Source organism: Paenibacillus sp. G34, from assembly GCF_056856875.1.
In genome coordinates, this window is record NZ_CM166469.1 from 6,322,764 (window position 1) to 6,339,712 (window position 16,949).

The 16,949-nt window shown below is 41.8% G+C and carries 21 protein-coding genes; 4 read left to right on the forward strand and 17 right to left on the reverse strand.

Annotated elements, in window-relative coordinates:
* Window positions 1–15 precede the first annotated feature (15 nt).
* Genes AC1VYS_RS28455 through AC1VYS_RS28480 form a run of 6 tightly spaced genes read right to left on the reverse strand, consistent with a single transcriptional unit; the run spans window position 16 to window position 2,902 of the window.
* Window positions 16–426 carry a hypothetical protein gene (locus AC1VYS_RS28455; RefSeq protein ID WP_482912438.1) on the reverse strand — a complete coding sequence of 137 codons (411 nt, stop codon included), beginning with the start codon at window positions 424–426 and terminating at the stop codon, window positions 16–18.
* A gap of 50 nt (window positions 427–476) precedes the next feature.
* Entirely contained in the window at window positions 477–1,079 is a 603-nt protein-coding gene (locus AC1VYS_RS28460) for a pentapeptide repeat-containing protein (protein WP_482912439.1), read from the reverse strand.
* Window positions 1,080–1,093: 14 nt separating this feature from the next.
* A complete protein-coding gene (locus AC1VYS_RS28465) occupies window positions 1,094–1,393 on the reverse strand; it encodes a hypothetical protein (protein WP_482912440.1) in 300 nt (99 codons plus the stop codon).
* Window positions 1,394–1,416: 23 nt separating this feature from the next.
* Window positions 1,417–1,995, reverse strand: a complete 579-nt coding sequence (locus AC1VYS_RS28470; protein ID WP_482912441.1) for a hypothetical protein — start codon at window positions 1,993–1,995, stop codon at window positions 1,417–1,419.
* Window positions 1,988–2,389: a hypothetical protein gene (locus AC1VYS_RS28475; protein ID WP_482912442.1), complete on the reverse strand. Its 402-nt coding sequence runs from the start codon at window positions 2,387–2,389 to the stop codon at window positions 1,988–1,990. The genes AC1VYS_RS28470 and AC1VYS_RS28475 overlap by 8 nt, the downstream gene beginning before the upstream one ends.
* Before the next feature lie 21 nt (window positions 2,390–2,410).
* Window positions 2,411–2,902, reverse strand: coding sequence for a hypothetical protein (locus AC1VYS_RS28480; protein ID WP_482912443.1), 492 nt, complete (start codon window positions 2,900–2,902; stop codon window positions 2,411–2,413).
* A 341-nt stretch (window positions 2,903–3,243) separates the two neighbouring features.
* On the opposite strand from AC1VYS_RS28480, the gene AC1VYS_RS28485 reads away from it, so the two are divergent.
* Genes AC1VYS_RS28485 through AC1VYS_RS28495 form a run of 3 tightly spaced genes read left to right on the forward strand, consistent with a single transcriptional unit; the run spans window position 3,244 to window position 4,874 of the window.
* Complete coding sequence (locus tag AC1VYS_RS28485) at window positions 3,244–3,606, forward strand: WXG100 family type VII secretion target (protein ID WP_482912444.1); 363 nt, start codon at window positions 3,244–3,246, stop codon at window positions 3,604–3,606.
* A 19-nt stretch (window positions 3,607–3,625) separates the two neighbouring features.
* Window positions 3,626–4,402: a hypothetical protein gene (locus AC1VYS_RS28490; RefSeq protein ID WP_482912445.1), complete on the forward strand. Its 777-nt coding sequence runs from the start codon at window positions 3,626–3,628 to the stop codon at window positions 4,400–4,402.
* Between the two features lie 25 nt (window positions 4,403–4,427).
* On the forward strand, window positions 4,428–4,874 hold the full coding sequence (locus AC1VYS_RS28495; RefSeq protein WP_482912446.1) for a hypothetical protein: 447 nt from the start codon (window positions 4,428–4,430) through the stop codon (window positions 4,872–4,874).
* 73 nt (window positions 4,875–4,947) lie between these two features.
* Here AC1VYS_RS28495 and AC1VYS_RS28500 read toward each other — a convergent pair whose 3' ends face one another.
* From AC1VYS_RS28500 to AC1VYS_RS28520, 5 genes are all read right to left on the reverse strand, one after another.
* Entirely contained in the window at window positions 4,948–5,346 is a 399-nt protein-coding gene (locus tag AC1VYS_RS28500) for an Imm7 family immunity protein (protein WP_482912447.1), read from the reverse strand.
* A 151-nt stretch (window positions 5,347–5,497) separates the two neighbouring features.
* Window positions 5,498–5,989: a hypothetical protein gene (locus AC1VYS_RS28505; protein ID WP_482912448.1), complete on the reverse strand. Its 492-nt coding sequence runs from the start codon at window positions 5,987–5,989 to the stop codon at window positions 5,498–5,500.
* A gap of 119 nt (window positions 5,990–6,108) precedes the next feature.
* Window positions 6,109–6,612 (reverse strand): hypothetical protein, encoded by a 504-nt coding sequence (locus tag AC1VYS_RS28510; protein WP_482912449.1) that lies wholly within the window; start codon window positions 6,610–6,612, stop codon window positions 6,109–6,111.
* An 11-nt stretch (window positions 6,613–6,623) separates the two neighbouring features.
* Complete coding sequence (locus AC1VYS_RS28515) at window positions 6,624–7,901, reverse strand: WXG100 family type VII secretion target (protein WP_482912450.1); 1,278 nt, start codon at window positions 7,899–7,901, stop codon at window positions 6,624–6,626.
* Window positions 7,902–8,094: 193 nt separating this feature from the next.
* On the reverse strand, window positions 8,095–8,898 hold the full coding sequence (locus tag AC1VYS_RS28520) for a DNA-binding protein (RefSeq protein ID WP_482912451.1): 804 nt from the start codon (window positions 8,896–8,898) through the stop codon (window positions 8,095–8,097).
* Window positions 8,899–9,117: 219 nt separating this feature from the next.
* Between AC1VYS_RS28520 and AC1VYS_RS28525 the strand changes: the two genes are divergently transcribed.
* Entirely contained in the window at window positions 9,118–9,450 is a 333-nt protein-coding gene (locus AC1VYS_RS28525; protein WP_482912452.1) for a helix-turn-helix domain-containing protein, read from the forward strand.
* Window positions 9,451–9,508: 58 nt separating this feature from the next.
* On the opposite strand, the gene AC1VYS_RS28530 is transcribed toward AC1VYS_RS28525, so the two are convergent.
* The 6 genes from AC1VYS_RS28530 to AC1VYS_RS28555 all read right to left on the reverse strand — a co-directional run bounded on the left by AC1VYS_RS28530 (window position 9,509) and on the right by AC1VYS_RS28555 (window position 16,947).
* The gene (locus tag AC1VYS_RS28530; RefSeq protein WP_482912453.1) at window positions 9,509–10,819 is read right to left on the reverse strand and encodes an anti-phage deoxyguanosine triphosphatase; all 1,311 of its coding nucleotides are present in this window, start codon (window positions 10,817–10,819) and stop codon (window positions 9,509–9,511) included.
* Window positions 10,820–10,958: 139 nt separating this feature from the next.
* Window positions 10,959–12,659 carry a histidine kinase N-terminal 7TM domain-containing diguanylate cyclase gene (locus tag AC1VYS_RS28535; RefSeq protein ID WP_482912454.1) on the reverse strand — a complete coding sequence of 567 codons (1,701 nt, stop codon included), beginning with the start codon at window positions 12,657–12,659 and terminating at the stop codon, window positions 10,959–10,961.
* A gap of 376 nt (window positions 12,660–13,035) precedes the next feature.
* Window positions 13,036–13,215 (reverse strand): hypothetical protein, encoded by a 180-nt coding sequence (locus tag AC1VYS_RS28540; RefSeq protein WP_482912455.1) that lies wholly within the window; start codon window positions 13,213–13,215, stop codon window positions 13,036–13,038.
* A 49-nt stretch (window positions 13,216–13,264) separates the two neighbouring features.
* Window positions 13,265–14,035 carry an AAC(3) family N-acetyltransferase gene (locus AC1VYS_RS28545; RefSeq protein ID WP_482912456.1) on the reverse strand — a complete coding sequence of 257 codons (771 nt, stop codon included), beginning with the start codon at window positions 14,033–14,035 and terminating at the stop codon, window positions 13,265–13,267.
* A 291-nt stretch (window positions 14,036–14,326) separates the two neighbouring features.
* Window positions 14,327–15,751, reverse strand: coding sequence for an L-arabinose isomerase (araA, locus tag AC1VYS_RS28550; protein WP_482912457.1), 1,425 nt, complete (start codon window positions 15,749–15,751; stop codon window positions 14,327–14,329).
* Between the two features lie 500 nt (window positions 15,752–16,251).
* A complete protein-coding gene (locus AC1VYS_RS28555; protein ID WP_090923505.1) occupies window positions 16,252–16,947 on the reverse strand; it encodes an L-ribulose-5-phosphate 4-epimerase in 696 nt (231 codons plus the stop codon).
* Window positions 16,948–16,949: the final 2 nt, after the last annotated feature.

The window sequence follows — 16,949 nt, forward strand, 5'->3', positions numbered from 1 at the left end:
TGTATCCATCTAAATTTATTCATTTTGAGAGGGGAAAACTGCTATAAACGGTGGATGTCCTGTTTCTTGATTTTGCAATAAGCTGGGCTTGCGGAATCTCAAGCTTGTCTGCAATTCTATGATAAGTGCTTCATCCCCTGGATCTCGAAGTGAAACTTTTACCCACATGGGGCATAGCGGAAGTCTGCAACCTAACATTTTAATAACCGAATCGACATCAAAAAAACGACCTTCTAAATTATCGGAGTTCAGCATTCCACGGTGAATGTATTCATCTGTAGAGTTCAACGTCTTCCCCCTCTCTTCGACAGGAGTAAGGATAAACGTGCTGTGATCCCCCAGTTCCACTTTATGATAAGTAGACAACTCATCTAGTGTCTTAAGTAAATATCCTCTGAAGGAATCGAGATTCATATATTTTATCAAATGGATTACTCCCAATTAAAAAGATACATAGTGATGGATTGCTTTTGATCTTATATGCTTTCTTCGGCCTTCATGCGAAGCCAGTCCCTTGCTTCCTGCCCTTTGAGAATTAGGGGTTTATCGGCTGAACCAATATGAATGCTGTGAAAATTGGCCTCTTCTATTCCTTTGATGTTTCTTAACGTTACTCCATAAAACAAAACCCCTTCAAACCTCGCTTCACTTATGTCTACATCTGTTAATGAAGCATAGCTAAAATCAGTTAAAGAGAGGTTACAGGCTGAAAAATTACAGTTTTTAATTGTTGCATTATCAAATCGTGTTTCCCATAGATCGCCTCTTGAAAATCGAACTGAATTCATATTGGAGTTAGAGAATTCTGCATATGACAAGTCTGATTTGTAAAAATCACAATGGATCAAGTTGCTATTTTTATATAATGACGAACTTAAAACAGAGGCATGAAAATCCATGCTGTTCAGAATCAGACCCTCAAACGTACAACTCGCCATAAATGACTGCTCTAAACAAATATCAGAGATATCAAATTCGCGAAAATCAACATCCTGCAAACGAAATTGCTCACCTTCTTGACCGCTAGTTTCTACCCATTTTCTATGAAGTTCGAATCTGTTATACATATCGTTTCTCATCCGTCCCTCGTCCTCTAATCCATGTAAGAAACAGCTGTCTTGATCGTATCGTTTAATTTTAATTCGGGGTATTTTTGGTCGACACCCTTGAGCGTGTTGATATATTCAACACTTTGAAGATGATAAGCTATCTCTTCGAACACCTCACTGACCCAAAGAGCTTCCTCTTTACTACACTTTTTCAGAAAATCGATGGTATCTTTTTCGTTTTGACTTAAGATATGAATAAGTTCCTCTCTATACTTCTCAATAACGGGATCATTCATATGAAGAACCGCTCTTTTTCGTATGATCTCCCTAACTTCTTGGTACATGTAGATAGACCTGCCCTTCCATTTTAAGTTGAGGGCCTCTGCTCTAAATCAGATAACTTCGCATTCATTCTTGCAACATTCTCACTTTTCAATAGTTTAGCGTTGAGCTCAGAGATGAAATCCAGAAACAGATGTGTATTACGTATGATTTCTTTGACAAACGACTCCAATTTTATAGAAACCCCACTCCATGTTGAGTACTCGAATTCCTCAAGCGGTTCAGTAATAAATAAGTCCAAAACTACTTCACGATCCGTATCTTCCACTAAGCTAACTAGCAGTTCATCTCCATGTGCTTTAAACTCCAACCATAGATGAGCACTATCAGGAATTCGATAAGCAACATACGGATTCACGCTCACCATCTGAGCCACCGTCAGTAAGTCAACAAACCATCTGATTAGTCTCTCATTACCGAATGGGCAATCATCAAAAAACATACCATATGTACTTCCGTTGAAATCTAATTCCATCATTCCATCTATATCTTGTTTGGCCTGATCAAACTGCTCTGCCGACATTTGCTTCAGCGCGTCCAAATCATCTATTGCTTTAAATGAAATCGTAAACATATTTTGAGCACCCCGGTTCCACTCAATCATATTCAATATATACTTTGCATCCGTTGGTTTTGGCCTTTTCAAGAAAAGCCAATATCTGATTTGCTACTCCTGGAATGTCAGGAACGATGTTTATTACTTGTTTTAGTTGCTCACCACTGGCTTTATTAAGATCAAAAGATTCGAATAAACGGATAGCCGCATCAATGTTTTGTATTTCCCAAGGACTCTCATCGTACCACCCTTCATGAGCACAGTATTCATGCAATATATATTCATCAGAAGGGGCGTACTGAGTCATAAGATCAAGTAGAGTCTCAAAATATCCATTCCACATTTTTAGAATATTCTTTTCCGTATAACTCTCAAAGAAAAACGAAATTTCCGGTTGTCCCTCGTATCCAACATAATAGGTGGCATTCATTCTTTCTTTCATTTAAACTAATCCTTCCTTGATCTATCCCCTCATCTTAGGATTTTTGTAACACCAGTCTGAGTCATAGGACATGGAGTGTAGTTTCTTAATATCTTCCCACGTATAGACCCAGTCGTAATCTGCTACCCAAAAGTAGTCCGCCTTGTTAAGTTTCAAATATTCATACACAAACTGATAAATAACCTCTTCTGCACCAAATACCTCTTCTATTGTACCTACCCGAATGAGATCCTGTTTAGGGTCTAGATTCAGATCTTCATAATCATGAAATAAAACACTTTTATTTTCTTTTGTCTTTACATATAGAATAAATTGGTGGTTATTCTCTTCACTATTGTACGAATGACTTAGAACATTCAAGGTTGTTGAAGAAAATCGCCCATTTTCAATATGTTTATGATTATCAAAAATTAGCCTATGATCTGATTGAAACACAGCAATTATAGTGTCAAATAAAAACTTCTCTGGTGAATACCTTTTACGCTCCGTTAGAAAAAATGCTGTTGTTCCCAAGCTATATGATTCTCCCTTATTTCTCTGAACAAAATGATAATACAATGTTAGCAGAAGTCCGACACACTGCTCTATCCGGCTAACTTCCTGACTTACACCTTTCTTCTAAAATCATTTAACATCTCCATCAGTGCTACGGTCCTATACACATAGAATAACGGATCTACGTCACTTGCTTTCTTACAGGGTACATAACATTTCTATCTGAGAAAATTCCATTCCAGCCACTCATAAGAACACAAAATTAGGAATTAAATTCAAAAAATTAGCACTATGGACTCTCAATACATCATCTAACATGGATTAAAATATAGAATATATTGAAAACGAGGGTTGAAATCATGGCAAAGATACAGATTCCTGTGGATCAAATGACACATACTATTGGTCTATTCAAGTTAGGACATGGGCATCTGCAAGAAATTTTAGCTAGGCTGAACAGTCAACTGATTCCTCTCCTAGGCAGTTTTGAGGGCGATACTGCCGAGCGCTTTGCCCACTTGTCTCGTTATGCAGAGAAAAACTTAAATACCACTTTAGAACTGCTTCATATAATTTCTCTTCGTTTGGAAGAGATAAGGAATCGTTTTGTAGATAGTGATTCCGCTATGGTTAATATTTCTGCATTATTACAATACCAGACTAACACAGGGGCAAATCATTTTAATGATCTTGTTTGTGGTCCTGACGAGCCCCCCCTCTAAACGGAGCGTTGAAGAACACTTGGAAGCTTTTTTTAAGCAGGCTGGAGAGAACATCGAATCCATTGGCGATTCTGCCCTGCAACTAGGTAAAGATTTTATTGAACATCCGTTAGATACTACGGGTAACTTCTTGTATGATAATACCGTCGGTACAATTGCAGACATCGGAAATGGCGTTGCATTTACTTGGAACTACGCCTGGGATAACGGAGATACCCGAAATCAAGCAGAGAAGTATGTCACGTACGAATTCAACAAGATGAAGGAAGAAGGCGGAGCAGAGTACGCTGCAAATATCACAACTTCCATGCTTCTTGGCTTTTTTGGCAGGAAGGTCGGTATCAAATCCATAGATGGTAAACAACATCACTCACCTCATACCGATTCTGGGGGAAGCAAGAATAGGAACGAGAATACTGAAGAAAAATCAAACCTTAAAGAAGAATCCGTCCCTGCATTTAGTAATCCTAACGTAATTCAAGAAATGTTGGATAAATCTGAGATGTATAGAGCAAACCTATCCTATGATTGTTCCGAAATAGCGGAGGATTTAGCTATAGCAGCTAAAGGGAAAGGTCAAATAATCACTCTCAAATCTTCGGATAAAGGAACCATTGAGATTGAACAATATGGAACGAGGCAAGACTTCTATTATCACACAGTATATTCAGATGGCAAATATGTTTATGATCCCAGATATAGTGATAAGCCTGTGCTTAAAGAAAGTTATCTGGAATCAATGCAACAACATAATAACGGGAAAATACAACTATCATTTAAATCATTAGAGAATTAGAGGTGACGTTATGAATATATATAGTATGGCTAGAAAAGATGTCCAATTGACCCACCTCATAGGCTATACATTATCTAAACTTCGTACCTACGAATGGGTCAAATTTAATATGTTTGCAAAAGAGAACATTTACCACAGTACACCTGGATTATATTTTCGATTTCATTGTCCAGGGCAAGTGTATAACCAATTAGCTGAATGTGTAGCTTCTTTTCAAGAAGGGGAACTTCAGTGGAAACTATATCTCAGTTTTGAGAGCCGTAATCAAAATTACAGCTTAGAGCCGTATGAAGTATTCTTAGCAAGATCAACAGACGATTTTAAAGAACATTATGACTTAAAGCGTATATTGGGTGAAAGATACAATAAAATCTGCGAATTAGGTATTAAGGACATCCCTGCTTTAAATGATCATATCGAAAAATGGTTTCATTTAGAAGATAAAATGCCTATTCTTCCTGATCAAGACTAAAAGATGCTATTGAATTTTAGGGAGTAGATCAAAATTGTTTATCATTTTTCATTTTCGCTCTTAGAACAAACGCTCAGCATTGATCCTCTAACTTAGGCACAAAAGGTGAAAGAAACCGATCTTCTTGCTCTGCGATCTTGCCTCGGATTAACGTGTACGCCTTGAATTGATTAGACGATGCTACATCATCGCTATCTCTTACATAAAGAATGCCGTAGGAACCCGAGGCTAGCTCACCTGTTTTTCTGAACACTTCAATCGGATCATAATTTGTCTCAGGTTTGTGATTATCCAGGCCAGCAATCCAAAGCTGAAAGTCACCGTTAACTGCTCTCAGATCTAGTACACCTGAAGGCCAGTTCAACTCCTCAATGTACTTCTGCAACTCCTGAATAGCTGCATCATATTGATCGTCACCTTCTTCAAACGAGGCACTTTCTCTTATTGTTGCCCATCCATGGTATTCGAACATGGCTCAAGCTCCTCCCGGTATTTGTGTTATGTAACTGGTGAGCATATTTTGGGCACTCCGGTTCCACTCAATCTGTTCAATATATACTTTGCATCTGTCTTGTTTCTCAAAGACTACAATGCTAGTTCCATAAGTAGGCCTATCCCGATCATTATTCTTTCAAATTGTTTAAATCGAGCGGTTCCATATCTATGAACTTATCGTACCAATTATTTAATGGAATATGCGCACACCCTACCACGTTTAATTCTCCTGGTTTTAGTACAACCAATCCTTCTCTTTCAAAGATTTTGATGAATGGTTCATATATAAGTAAGTAATCAACATAACCATGGCCCTGATCAGCTAGCTTCGCTAACTGCAAGTAGTATTCAAAAACTTTATACACATAAACGTTACTACCGTGTGTTCCCATGGCCTCCATGTTGCAATAATTTGAGATTTCAACTGCTTGTTCATCCCCAAGTATATTAGCAACATTAGCTATGAAAGGAAGCAGAGGTCTAGTAGACATATCTCTAAAGAAGAGCGCTAATCTTCTTAGATACTCCCGCGCTAAATCGGCCTCTATATCGGAAGAACGCGTTCCTACGCTTTCCCAATTAATCGTATTAATCCTGGTTACTGCCGCTTGTAGATTCACTCTGGTCACCTCTTGTTCATTTCCGTTCTTTTACGTAAAGAATGCCGTAGAAACCCGGCGCTAGTTGACCAAGCGGATTTCGCATGTTTTTTTGTTTGAGCAAAATCTGTATTGAACTTTTAAAATGGCCTTTCATCAAGTATTTGTAGAGTCCTTTCACTGATATCTTGTTCTTCAATAACCTTATCTCTCCAATAATTAAGAGGATATGCTGAACTTCCTACCATCATTTCACCTTGCCGAATCGTGAAGCTCCCACCTCTCTCCATAAATTTAATAATAGGTTCAAATAAATCAATATGGTTATATGCTTCTTGTACCCCTCGATCTGCCAATTCTGAAATTTCTAAAAAACTATAACAGACTGCCTTCATATATACATTTTGAAAGATCTTTAGTTTTGGAAGGCAATCATATACTTCACTGTTTATTGTTTCTCCTATAATCTTGGCGAAACTAAATATAGGATACCGATCTATGTTAATAGCCTTCATGTCCAAAAATAAATTAACTCTTCTGAAATATTCTACGATCAAAACATGATGGGATTCCTGTAACTTCACTTCTGTCACATCATTTATTGACTTTAGACGTTCAGCAGCTTTATTTAATAAATATTCCATTTATCTTCCACCTACTTAAAAGATTTATTAAAGAAATACTCTTCATATCCAGGAAAAGTAGCTCTAGGTTGTTTAGGAGCATTCTCATGGGCTCCAGGTGGAAATCCATCATATCTTCCCGTTATTGGATTCCATGATTCTAAAGTCCGATACTTTTGTCCCTCTGCCATCAACTTCCGCTCAACTAGTTCATGATCTGCCAATTGCTTGAACCAAGATTTTTGTTCAACGCTCAGTTCACCCTTTTGAGCAGTTTTCCATGCGTATGCTATTTCGTCGTCTGCTATGAACCGTTCCATTTTAAACTCTTTACCACCAGGTTGAGGTACCTGATGCTTGCCAAAGAATAAATGTTTCTTCATGGCTCTTATTTCATCTACACTTAATCCAGTATTTGCCGCGACGTCCTTGATATCATGCATTTTTGTTTGTCTTATGGACTCATACTCCATCTCTGCCACTTTATCATAATCCTTCATCCCGGAGCCGGTAAACTTATGACTTGGATTCACTTCGTGAATCTTGTTGTTTACGCTAGCCTTCTCTGCATTTGCCACATTAGCCTTCATCTTCGCCACAGTCGGATGAGAGGAAGGCAAGTGAAACGGGCCTTTGCGCCCAGGCATACTTCCGCGAACCATCTGAAAAGCCATTAAAATCTGGCTGAACTTCAGAGAAATCACCATCATTTGTGCATATCTATCGTTCACTGGTTCGCCTGTGAAGGGATGAATTCCATTTTCAAAGGCTTTAATCTGCAAGGCAATAATATCCTCCCCTGATTCCTCAGTCCCCACAGCTTGCATCCGATTAAAATCCAAATGCCCCTGATCCTTCTGATACGCCTGCAGAGCTGCCTGATCGGTAACGCCATCCTCATTAACAGGCATCTGCACCAGTCTCCCAAACACATTCACTTGTGCCATCCGGTAGCCCTTATCCTCTGAACCCATATCACTCCCAGAACTCTTCATCATCGTTGCCGCACCTACAGCACCAATAATACCACCCAGACTGCCCTTTTCCGCATCTGCCTGCTCAAACCTCGTAGCAATATCCTTTAACTCTTTTGAAGTATGCAACATGCTCTCCAGTGCTTTCTGTAATACAGGACGTGACCGTGCAAAATCACCATAAAAACGCTCTTGCGTCACACCCAGCCATACGGCCTGAAGGAACATGATCTGCCTTGAAAGGTTATCCTGGATATGCTCCAACTGTTGTCTCGCCTGATCCACTTGATTCGATACGTGATGTAATTGTTCAGGGGTCACTTTAATTGTACTCATACGCTTTCTCCGCTCATTCGAAATAGGATTATCCCATGTTAGCAGAAGTGTAATATGTAAAACCATCCGGCTAACATCCTGAATTTACCTATAACCCGACATCTGACACACCACTCATCGGTGCTATAGTCCTATATGCATATACCCACATCCAAGCATATCCTACCATTTTCAGTAAACCCAATAACGCCCCCTACTTTATCCCCTCCAAAAACACCCGATACCGCTCAATCTGCTCCTCCGTCGCCATTTCTCGCAATGATTCCAAAACTGCTGTACACCTGATAATTTGCCTTTCCAGCCCCAGTCTGTACGATATACACATCGCCTTCAAAATAAATTCCACCGCATCCTGCGGCCTTCCCATCCACTGTTCATATAAAGCCCTTTGGTAACAATAGTGGTACATATCATCGTTGTTTAACGAATCCATCCCCACTCCTGACCCATCAACCTTCTCCTCAAGCATCTGTATGATAAAATCAATCCGCCACCCATGCCGCACCGCGGCCTCTGTGATCACCTTCAACCCTGACAAACGTTCCTTCGGATACTCCAGCAACAGGTTCACATATCCCTCCAGCAACTCAACCTGCCCTGCTTCAATCTCGAGTGCATAGCGATGGATTTCGGCTTTACGTTTGAACTCCTGCACAACTTGCAGCTCTGCCTCATCCATTCCTTCCATACACCCCAATGCTGCATACTGACGGATATAAGTTCGCGCTTGATCAATCTGCCCCAGCTTCTGATAAGCCATACCTCGCATCATATGACTCCATCCCATGTAATAAACCAATGGACGCTCCGTATGGATATGAGGTTTATACCCACCTTTCTCCTTACACTCCACCCGTTCTTCATAAATATACTGCGCGCACTGGTACAACACATCCGCTGTCTCCAGCACCTTGCTCCAATTTTCAAAAGCCACAGCCATATCCAGCATCTCAACGATAATGTCCGGTTTGAGGGATTTCAGGATTGATGATCGCAAAAGGAAGCCTCCTTATAATATGAATATTAGAGATAATGAAACAAAGCTATTTATGCTTTAAGATACAGCCTTTCATTTATTCACTTTCAGAAACTCCAAAGAAGTAGTACAATAAATCAAATATAGTACTTAATTGCAGTTTTTTCAATAGATTTTACCGCCTTTAAGTCTCTGCTAAATACATCTATACTCTCCTAACCTTTAGGAGAGGTGGTTATTATGACAAAATTACGTAATTCAGTTGGAGAACGGATAAGAGCAATACGGAAAGCGAAGGGTTTGACACAACAACAACTAGCAGAATTATCGGGATTGGACGATGCCTATATAGGATCACTAGAGCGCGGGGAAAGAAACTTCTCGATTGATACTTTAGAAAAAATTATTGTAGGTTTAAATATATCATTCGGAGATTTAATAGCTTTAAACAACGAGGACAATTCTCATAAAGATGCTATTGTGGAATATATCGGAATTATAAGTGAGCTCGACTCTGCTCAAGTTCAAACTTTAAGAGAAATTCTGAATAAAGTTAAATTAGCTTTCCATTAGATTTATCTCTATACAAGCATAAGGCAAAGGCCCTTAAGGGCCTTTTACGCACATCATATTAAATATCAAATAACCTGCTCTCTCTAGCCTCGTATAATCTAGAAAACATTTTCAATGCATAAGAATCGGTCATACCAGCTATATAATCACATACTACTCTTGCTTTATCGTAACCATTCTTAATCAGTTCCTGGTCTTCTAACGGTAACAACTTAGTCTCATCAAAGAAGGCATTGAACATTTCTCTTATAATATGTCCACCTTTCCATTCAATAGTTTGTACTCTTGGTAATCTGATTACATTAGCATAAACTAAATTCTTAAATGATTTAATAAGTTCTCTAATCTCTTTATCATGATAAGCATAATACTTCAATCGGGGGTGTTTTATTTCATCCCGAACTTTAATTTCAACACTAGAAATAAAAATAGATATTAAATCAGCTGTTGCATCTTTGATTTGTTCAGATAAATGACCTTTAACTTTCTTTTTAAACTTTTCAATTACTGCCGGTACTCCATTAATTTGATTATTATTTTCCAACAATTCAATAACTTCTTCTACCTTAATAAAATCCAATCTCATGGCATCTTCAAGATCATGTGTTGCATAAGCAATATCATCTGCTAACTCAATAATTGAACATTCAAAGGTTTTATAACTAGTTTGTTTATGTTCCTTAGCATGTTTAGCTTCCAAAGTAAGATAGAAATCTTTTTCCTTATCATTAAAAGGTAATAAAAGCCAATTAAATATTTCAGAATCTTCTGGATATATATTGGATTTAGGCGGACTGAACTGTGATAGATCTTTGTATCTACTTTCTTCAACTGCTTCATCAAATTTAATTGGGTATTTCAATATTGCTAGCAATGTTGCGCGTGTCAGATTCAATCCAACTCCTCTTTCAAGCCGCGTCAAAATTCTAAGTGTCTGCGCATTCCCCTCAAAACCGGATTTAGCCTTTTTGTACATCATCTCATTTAATGCACGCTCTCCTTGGTGGCCGAATGGAGGATGTCCAAAATCATGTGCAAGAGCCGCAGCTTCTATCAGGGATGTATCGATTTGTTTGTGCTCTTTATTTAAATGATTTGATTTAAGATTAAGAGATAAAACAATCCCCCTTGCTATTTGGGCTACCTCCATAGAGTGCGTTAACCGTGTACGATGGAAGTCTCCCTCACCCACGCCTATTACTTGTGTTTTTGATTGCAACCTACGAAAAGCAGCTGAATGAACTATTCTGCTGTAATCTCTCTCAAAATCGTCTCTGACAGGATATCCAGAGCGAGCAGGTAGTTCTTTAATTCTTTGAATATCCTTAGCATTATATAGACTATTAGATTTCAACTTCGTCTGAATCATTTAAACAACCCCTAGTTATTAGTATTTGAACCCACACAATATTCGCTAAAAGTTTTAATTCAAATTTTCATTGTATTCTACATTCTATCATAAACACTTTCCTTAATTTTCAAGAGAATTGGATTAAAGTTACAACAACTCACACCACTCCCCGCGCCAACACCCCATACTCCACCCGGTTTCGGCCCTTTTGCTTCGCCTGATACAGCGCCTTGTCCACTGCATCAAATAGCTGAATTAAATAGCGTTCGCCATCTTCCGGCACGTCTTCGTCCTCATATGCAAAATCATCAATCGATAGAATCCCGACGCTAATGGTAATTGCTATTTCTCCCATCCCATAATTCAATGAAATACGGTTGGACTCCACGGTCTGTCTTACACGCTCCGCCATATCAATCGCTAGATCATGCTCGGTATGCGGCAGGTAGATCATGAACTCCTCTCCACCATACCGGGTCAGAATATCGGTACTGCGCACTGATTGCCGGAGTGCCTCTGCCGTGCGCATCAGTACTTCGTCCCCAACAACATGACCATAGTGGTCATTAATAGCTTTGAAGTGGTCAATATCAAGCAGCATGAGGGAAAACGGCATTTTATATTGAAGGTTCGTGAGTACTTCATGATTCAGATGTTGCGTCAGGTAGCGGCGGTTATAACACTGCGTCAGACTGTCCGTCAGCACCAGTTCTTCCAGCTTGCGGTTGGCATCGGATAACTCCTGCCGAATCAGATCCAGTGCCTCATTGCGCTCTTGTAGCGTCTTGTACTGCTGGTTCATCGTTTTCGCATAGAAGCGCTCCTGCGAGACATCCTGGAACGTCAGCAGGTGCCCTAGCGGTGCAAGCGCCGAGTCTACAATCGGAGAAGATTGCAGAATATAGTGGCAGAGCTGGCCGTCTTTCTCCACGATCACTTCGATCTGGCACAGCTCCATTTTTTTCAAACGATACTTGTTCAGGAACTTCCGACTATTCCCCTCCACAGACACCCCAGCGAGAAATGCCTCCATGTCCCAGACATCCCCTACATGTTGTTCTATGAAAAAACGAGAGGCCTTGTTCACCTCCACAATCACTTCGTTCTCATCCAGCACCATTATGCCATACGGGATCGTATTAATGACGTCCTCATGGGCGATGGAGACCAGGTTGAACACGTTGTACCTTTTGATCACATACACGAAGAACAGGTCGGACAGGAAAATACCCAGCGAAGTCAGACCCGGAATAATCGGCAACCAGCGGCTCAGTAGCACATTGAGGACCGCATCCAGCGTCGCGAACATGGCCAGCACAAAAATACCCCAAAGGGTGATTTTGACCTGCTTTTGAATCATGACGGGTGTCTTGGACGAGAATACCGCACGAAACATAATGACGAGGGAAGTAAGGAAATAGCTCACCAAAATGAACATAACCACCCAGAACCACGGGCCGTAGGCACGGTCGATATAACCGCCCTCCAGAGGCATGACAAAATCATGCCATGGATTCGCAACAACCCCAATTGCTCCGAACACAGCAGGTACAAACAGCAACACCAGCCGCCTTTGGCTTAATCGTTCCGCATAACCGGTAATAAATAGAGTCAGTAGCAGCCATCCGCTCCCCAGCAGAGATACCGCCACAAAGGACAACAAAACATAGAATAATTGCAGGCCCGGATCATCGGTGAGCGTACTCGCAAATTGACAGAAAGGCCACATCATCATCAAACCGTGAAACAAAAAATATACCTTATGTAAATTGGTAATTCTAACGGTAGCAAACACATACACGCCCACACCAAACAATAGCACGAATAACGAAAGATCATACCACACTAATGGGTTCACAAATCTTCTCCTTCTTGGATGTGACACTGATTCCATGGTTATCAAGGATAACTCTGATACGTTGCCAAACGTTGAACTTTGATTTTTCTTCTGATCGTTCTAGAAATAACTATGACGAGATACTTCTGCAACGATTTGATTTTGTTCTGGTTAAATTACCCATATCGTACCACACCCCTGATACGCTGAGTAGCCCATTCACTGGAAGTCAGCCCAACCTCTGATTGAAATCGCATTCATTTTTTGCACTTTTGTGAACGTTTTTTGAAAGCTCCACGTCAAAAAAACGCCCAGCTTTCAACTGAGCGTCATCCAGCATGTAGCGGGATACGTGATTTACTTTTTCGAAAAGAAAGCTTCACTACCCGTAACTCTCCTATGTCCGTACTATTTCTATTTTTCTTTTTAATCTGTCCATAACTTGCTCATGATCCATCAAAGGTTCTTTAGCAGCAATCTGCTTCTCTGCAACGATTAAACGAAGTTGAAGCTCGTGTCTCGCCTCAGCTAGTCCGTTGTTTCCATCCAATTGATTAGAAGACCGCTTGCTTTCCATAAAAAATCAGACTCCCTTTTCGTACCTGATATCGACGATTCAAGTCCGCTTACTTCACATCTGACAGCGGCTCATTGTCCGAAAATAGATCCGGATTTTCCTTCAACATCTCCGTAAGCACCTCGGTTGTTCTAGCGGCATCACAGACACTTGCGACAGCATCCCCGAAGCTTCCTTTGTGCATCGCGCCGGCTTGAACCAGCACCTCATCCACCTTCCAGAAGTGCTCTGACCAAGATAATCCGCAATGTCTGCGTGAAGGCACGGAGATTTTAGTTCCGTCAGGCAATACGGTATAGAGCATCTCATGTTCATCGGTCATTCTGCCCGGAATATCCACCCATTCCTCGATTCCATGAATAAACGTGTTCCGTTTCAAATCGACACCCACCAGCAGGATTGTCGCTTTGCGATCGAGTAGCTTGCCCCATGCAGAACCACGTGCACATGGCGTATCGAAGAGATGATCGTCCTGCGTGAACGCCCGTGCGTCCTTGCCTAATGCTGCTACAGAGTGTGTAGGGTGCCAGGAACGGACAACGTTATCACGTTTACGGAACAACTCCGGTAGAATGCCCACACAACAGGAAGACGTTTCCACGTGGAACAATGGATTGCTTTTGTTAATGGTAGACCACGTATGCGTAGGCAAAACGAGCAACCCATCCTTCATATAATCACTCAGCGCATCCAGTACGGTATCTGCTCCGCCTTCCACCTCCCCCATACTCTTCATGGAAGAATGCATCAGCAAGGTGCCGTGACGATCTATGCCTAATTCCTCTAGCTGCGCGATAAGACTGTCGTATGTATGTGTCATCTTGGTAACCTCCTTGGGATCGAATGATGTATCGAAAAATAAAACAAAGAGCCGAGATAGGTTCTCGGCCTCTGTAATAAACTTTTATACGGCAAGCAGATGCTCGCTTTAACGTTGAGTATGCTTGCTGGCTTGATCTCAGATACACTGATCATACTTCAGGCATGATCGGATTACAACCGAGATTCATCCTTTGTAATTGGAATCAAGGTGTGGATTAAAGACCTTAGTGAAGATTTTAAAACGATATATACACTTTATAATCTCATAATTCCATGTTTGTCAGTATGACTATTTAATAATAACGTACTCCAGATTCACCAGCTTCGCATACGTTACGATCTGATCTGTAGTCAGATTCAGGGATACCACCGTATGGTGTCCGCCACCGTTTTCGATCCAAGCTTTAACGCCGTCTTGGAAGTTCGGTTTTACCGTCCACAGTACACGTGCTACTGGCAGATTTGGCGCCGGAACCGTTGGTTCGAAGGCAGATACTTCGTTGATCAGCAATTTATAGTGCGTACCGAAGTCTGCCATGGATACCACGACACCTTCGCCAGCTTTGCCGTCAAATACGAGACGAGCCGGGTCTTCACGATCGCCGATCCCCAGTGGAGATACGATGATTCTCGGTTTAGTGCTCGCAAGTGTTGGATCAACCTCAAGCATGTGCGATTGCAGAATGGCCTCTTGGCCAGATGCCATTTCATACGTGTAATCTTCCATGAAGCCTGTGTTTTCATTGTGAGCCATAATTTTCAGCAAACGGTCCAGTGCGGCTGTTTTCCAGTCCCCTTCACCCGCGAAACCGTAGCCTTGAGCCATCAGGCGTTGTACTGCCAGACCCGGAAGCTGCTTCATGCCGTGCAGGTCTTCGAAGTTCGTTGTGAAGGCCGTGTAACCGCCGTTATCCAGGAACTTTTTGATCGCAATTTCATAGCTTGCTTGCACGCGCACACTAGCTTCCCATGCTTCTTTGCTGTTGGTGCCATAATCGAATTCATACAGGTCGGCATATTGTGTGATCAATTCATCGATCTCTTGCTGAGTTACAGCGTTCACGTACTCTACAAGGTCACCGATGCCGTAGTAGTCTACAGTCCAGCCAAACTGGATTTGAGCTTCGACTTTATCCCCTTCGGTTACCCCTACGTTACGCATGTTATCGCCAAAACGAGCAACTTTGATGTTAAAGCTTTCGTTGTATGCCACCGCTACGTCCATCCAGTCTGCAACCTGCTGTTGCACTTCTGGACGCTCCCAGTACCCCACAACAATTTTATTTTGTTTTCTGAGACGAGCATTGATGAAGCCATATTCACGGTCACCGTGTGCCGCTTGGTTCAGGTTCATGAAGTCCATGTCAATGGTTGCCCATGGAATGCTCTCGTTATATTGCGTTGCGAGGTGAAGCAATGGCTTTTGCAGCAATTTCGTACCGCGAATCCACATTTTTGCTGGAGAGAAGGTATGCATCCAAGTGATGACACCCGCTACTTCGTCGCGATAGTTCACTTCTTTCATGATGCTGGTGATTTTGTCTGCGGTTACAGCCAGATCTTGCAATACGAGTGGATAAGGGAGTACGCCGCTAGCATTAAGGGCATCTGTAATTTTCTGTGCGTTTGCTTTAACTTCACCGAGTGCTTCTTCACCGTACAAATGTTGTGAACCGACAACGAACCAAAACTCTTTTGCTGCTGTTGCTGACATGGAATCATCCTCATTTCGTTAGATTATAGTTGGATAGGCTGGTTACACCGGGTCACTCCGATTGCAGTACCATCTTTCGATCGCTGGTTATCCTCGGATTTCTTTCCATTCCCCTCTTAAGGAGGAAATCCGATGATAAACGCGAGCGCTTCGCTTCTACAGATTGGTTCAGCACTCTCCGTTAATCGGTGTAAAAAGGTTATTCAACTGCGGGTTAGGCAGGGTAGTTACACCAGGACACTCCGATTGCAGTACCATCTTTCGATCGCTGGTTATCCTCGGATTTCTTTCCATTCCCCTCTTAAGGGGGAAATCCGATGATAAACGCCAAGCATATCCTTCCGAAGTAGCTTTCGTGCCGAAAGCTTTTAGCTTCGCTTCTACAGATTGGTTCTGCACTCTCCGTTAATTGGTGTAAAAGTTCTATACAACCTCGGGTTGGCAGGGTCGTTACACCGAGACGCCGCGATTGCAGCATCTCGTATTTATACAGTTCCAGATTACTTCTGGCCGTAGTATGCGTCCTTGCCGTGTTTGCGCAGGTAGTGTTTATCCAAGATGCCTTGTGGCAGTTCTTTAGCAAAGTTGTTCAGCTGGCGGGCGTACAGGTTCATTTTGCACACTTCCTCCAACACAACGCTGTTCACTACAGCCGACTTGGCGTCTTTGCCCCAAGTAAACGGTGCGTGACCATGCAGGAGCACTGCTGGGATCGCCATTACATCCAGTCCGCGTTGTTCGAACGTTTCAATGATTACACGGCCCGTCTCTGCTTCGTATCCGCGATCAATCTCATCCTGGTTCAGGAAACGTGCACATGGCACGGCTCCGTAGAACGTATCCGCGTGAGTTGTTCCCATGACAGGTACATCCAGCCCCGCTTGTGCCCAGATCGTTGCCCAGGTGGAGTGTGTATGCACAATGCCACCAATTTCCTTGTAGTGTTTATATAAGACAGCATGCGTAGCAGTGTCCGAGGAAGGTCTCATCTCCCCTTCCACCACGTTACCGTCGAGATCGACGACAACCATGTCGCTGGCTTTCATTTTTTCATAATCGACTCCGCTTGGTTTAATAACGAACAGACCGCTTTCCCGATCAATCGCACTCACATTGCCCCAAGTGAACTTCACCAGTCCGTGCTTTGGAAGCTCCAGATTGGCCTCGAATACCTCTTGTTTCAGTTGCTCTAACATGT

Bases quoted from the DNA above. Each gene is read 5' to 3' on its own strand.
- AC1VYS_RS28460 (WP_482912439.1), bottom strand. From the start codon at position 1,079: ATGAGAAACGATATGTATAACAGATTCGAACTTCATAGAAAATGGGTA.
- araA (WP_482912457.1), bottom strand. From the start codon at position 15,751: ATGTCAGCAACAGCAGCAAAAGAGTTTTGGTTCGTTGTCGGTTCACAA.
- AC1VYS_RS28530 (WP_482912453.1), bottom strand. From the start codon at position 10,819: ATGATTCAGACGAAGTTGAAATCTAATAGTCTATATAATGCTAAGGAT.
- AC1VYS_RS28465 (WP_482912440.1), bottom strand. From the start codon at position 1,393: ATGTACCAAGAAGTTAGGGAGATCATACGAAAAAGAGCGGTTCTTCAT.
- AC1VYS_RS28475 (WP_482912442.1), bottom strand. From the start codon at position 2,389: ATGAAAGAAAGAATGAATGCCACCTATTATGTTGGATACGAGGGACAA.
- AC1VYS_RS28495 (WP_482912446.1), top strand. From the start codon at position 4,428: ATGGCTAGAAAAGATGTCCAATTGACCCACCTCATAGGCTATACATTA.
- AC1VYS_RS28500 (WP_482912447.1), bottom strand. From the start codon at position 5,346: ATGTTCGAATACCATGGATGGGCAACAATAAGAGAAAGTGCCTCGTTT.
- AC1VYS_RS28485 (WP_482912444.1), top strand. From the start codon at position 3,244: ATGGCAAAGATACAGATTCCTGTGGATCAAATGACACATACTATTGGT.
- AC1VYS_RS28540 (WP_482912455.1), bottom strand. From the start codon at position 13,215: ATGGAAAGCAAGCGGTCTTCTAATCAATTGGATGGAAACAACGGACTA.
- AC1VYS_RS28510 (WP_482912449.1), bottom strand. From the start codon at position 6,612: ATGGAATATTTATTAAATAAAGCTGCTGAACGTCTAAAGTCAATAAAT.
- AC1VYS_RS28470 (WP_482912441.1), bottom strand. From the start codon at position 1,995: ATGATTGAGTGGAACCGGGGTGCTCAAAATATGTTTACGATTTCATTT.
- AC1VYS_RS28545 (WP_482912456.1), bottom strand. From the start codon at position 14,035: ATGACACATACATACGACAGTCTTATCGCGCAGCTAGAGGAATTAGGC.
- AC1VYS_RS28515 (WP_482912450.1), bottom strand. From the start codon at position 7,901: ATGAGTACAATTAAAGTGACCCCTGAACAATTACATCACGTATCGAAT.
- AC1VYS_RS28525 (WP_482912452.1), top strand. From the start codon at position 9,118: ATGACAAAATTACGTAATTCAGTTGGAGAACGGATAAGAGCAATACGG.
- AC1VYS_RS28555 (WP_090923505.1), bottom strand. From the start codon at position 16,947: ATGTTAGAGCAACTGAAACAAGAGGTATTCGAGGCCAATCTGGAGCTT.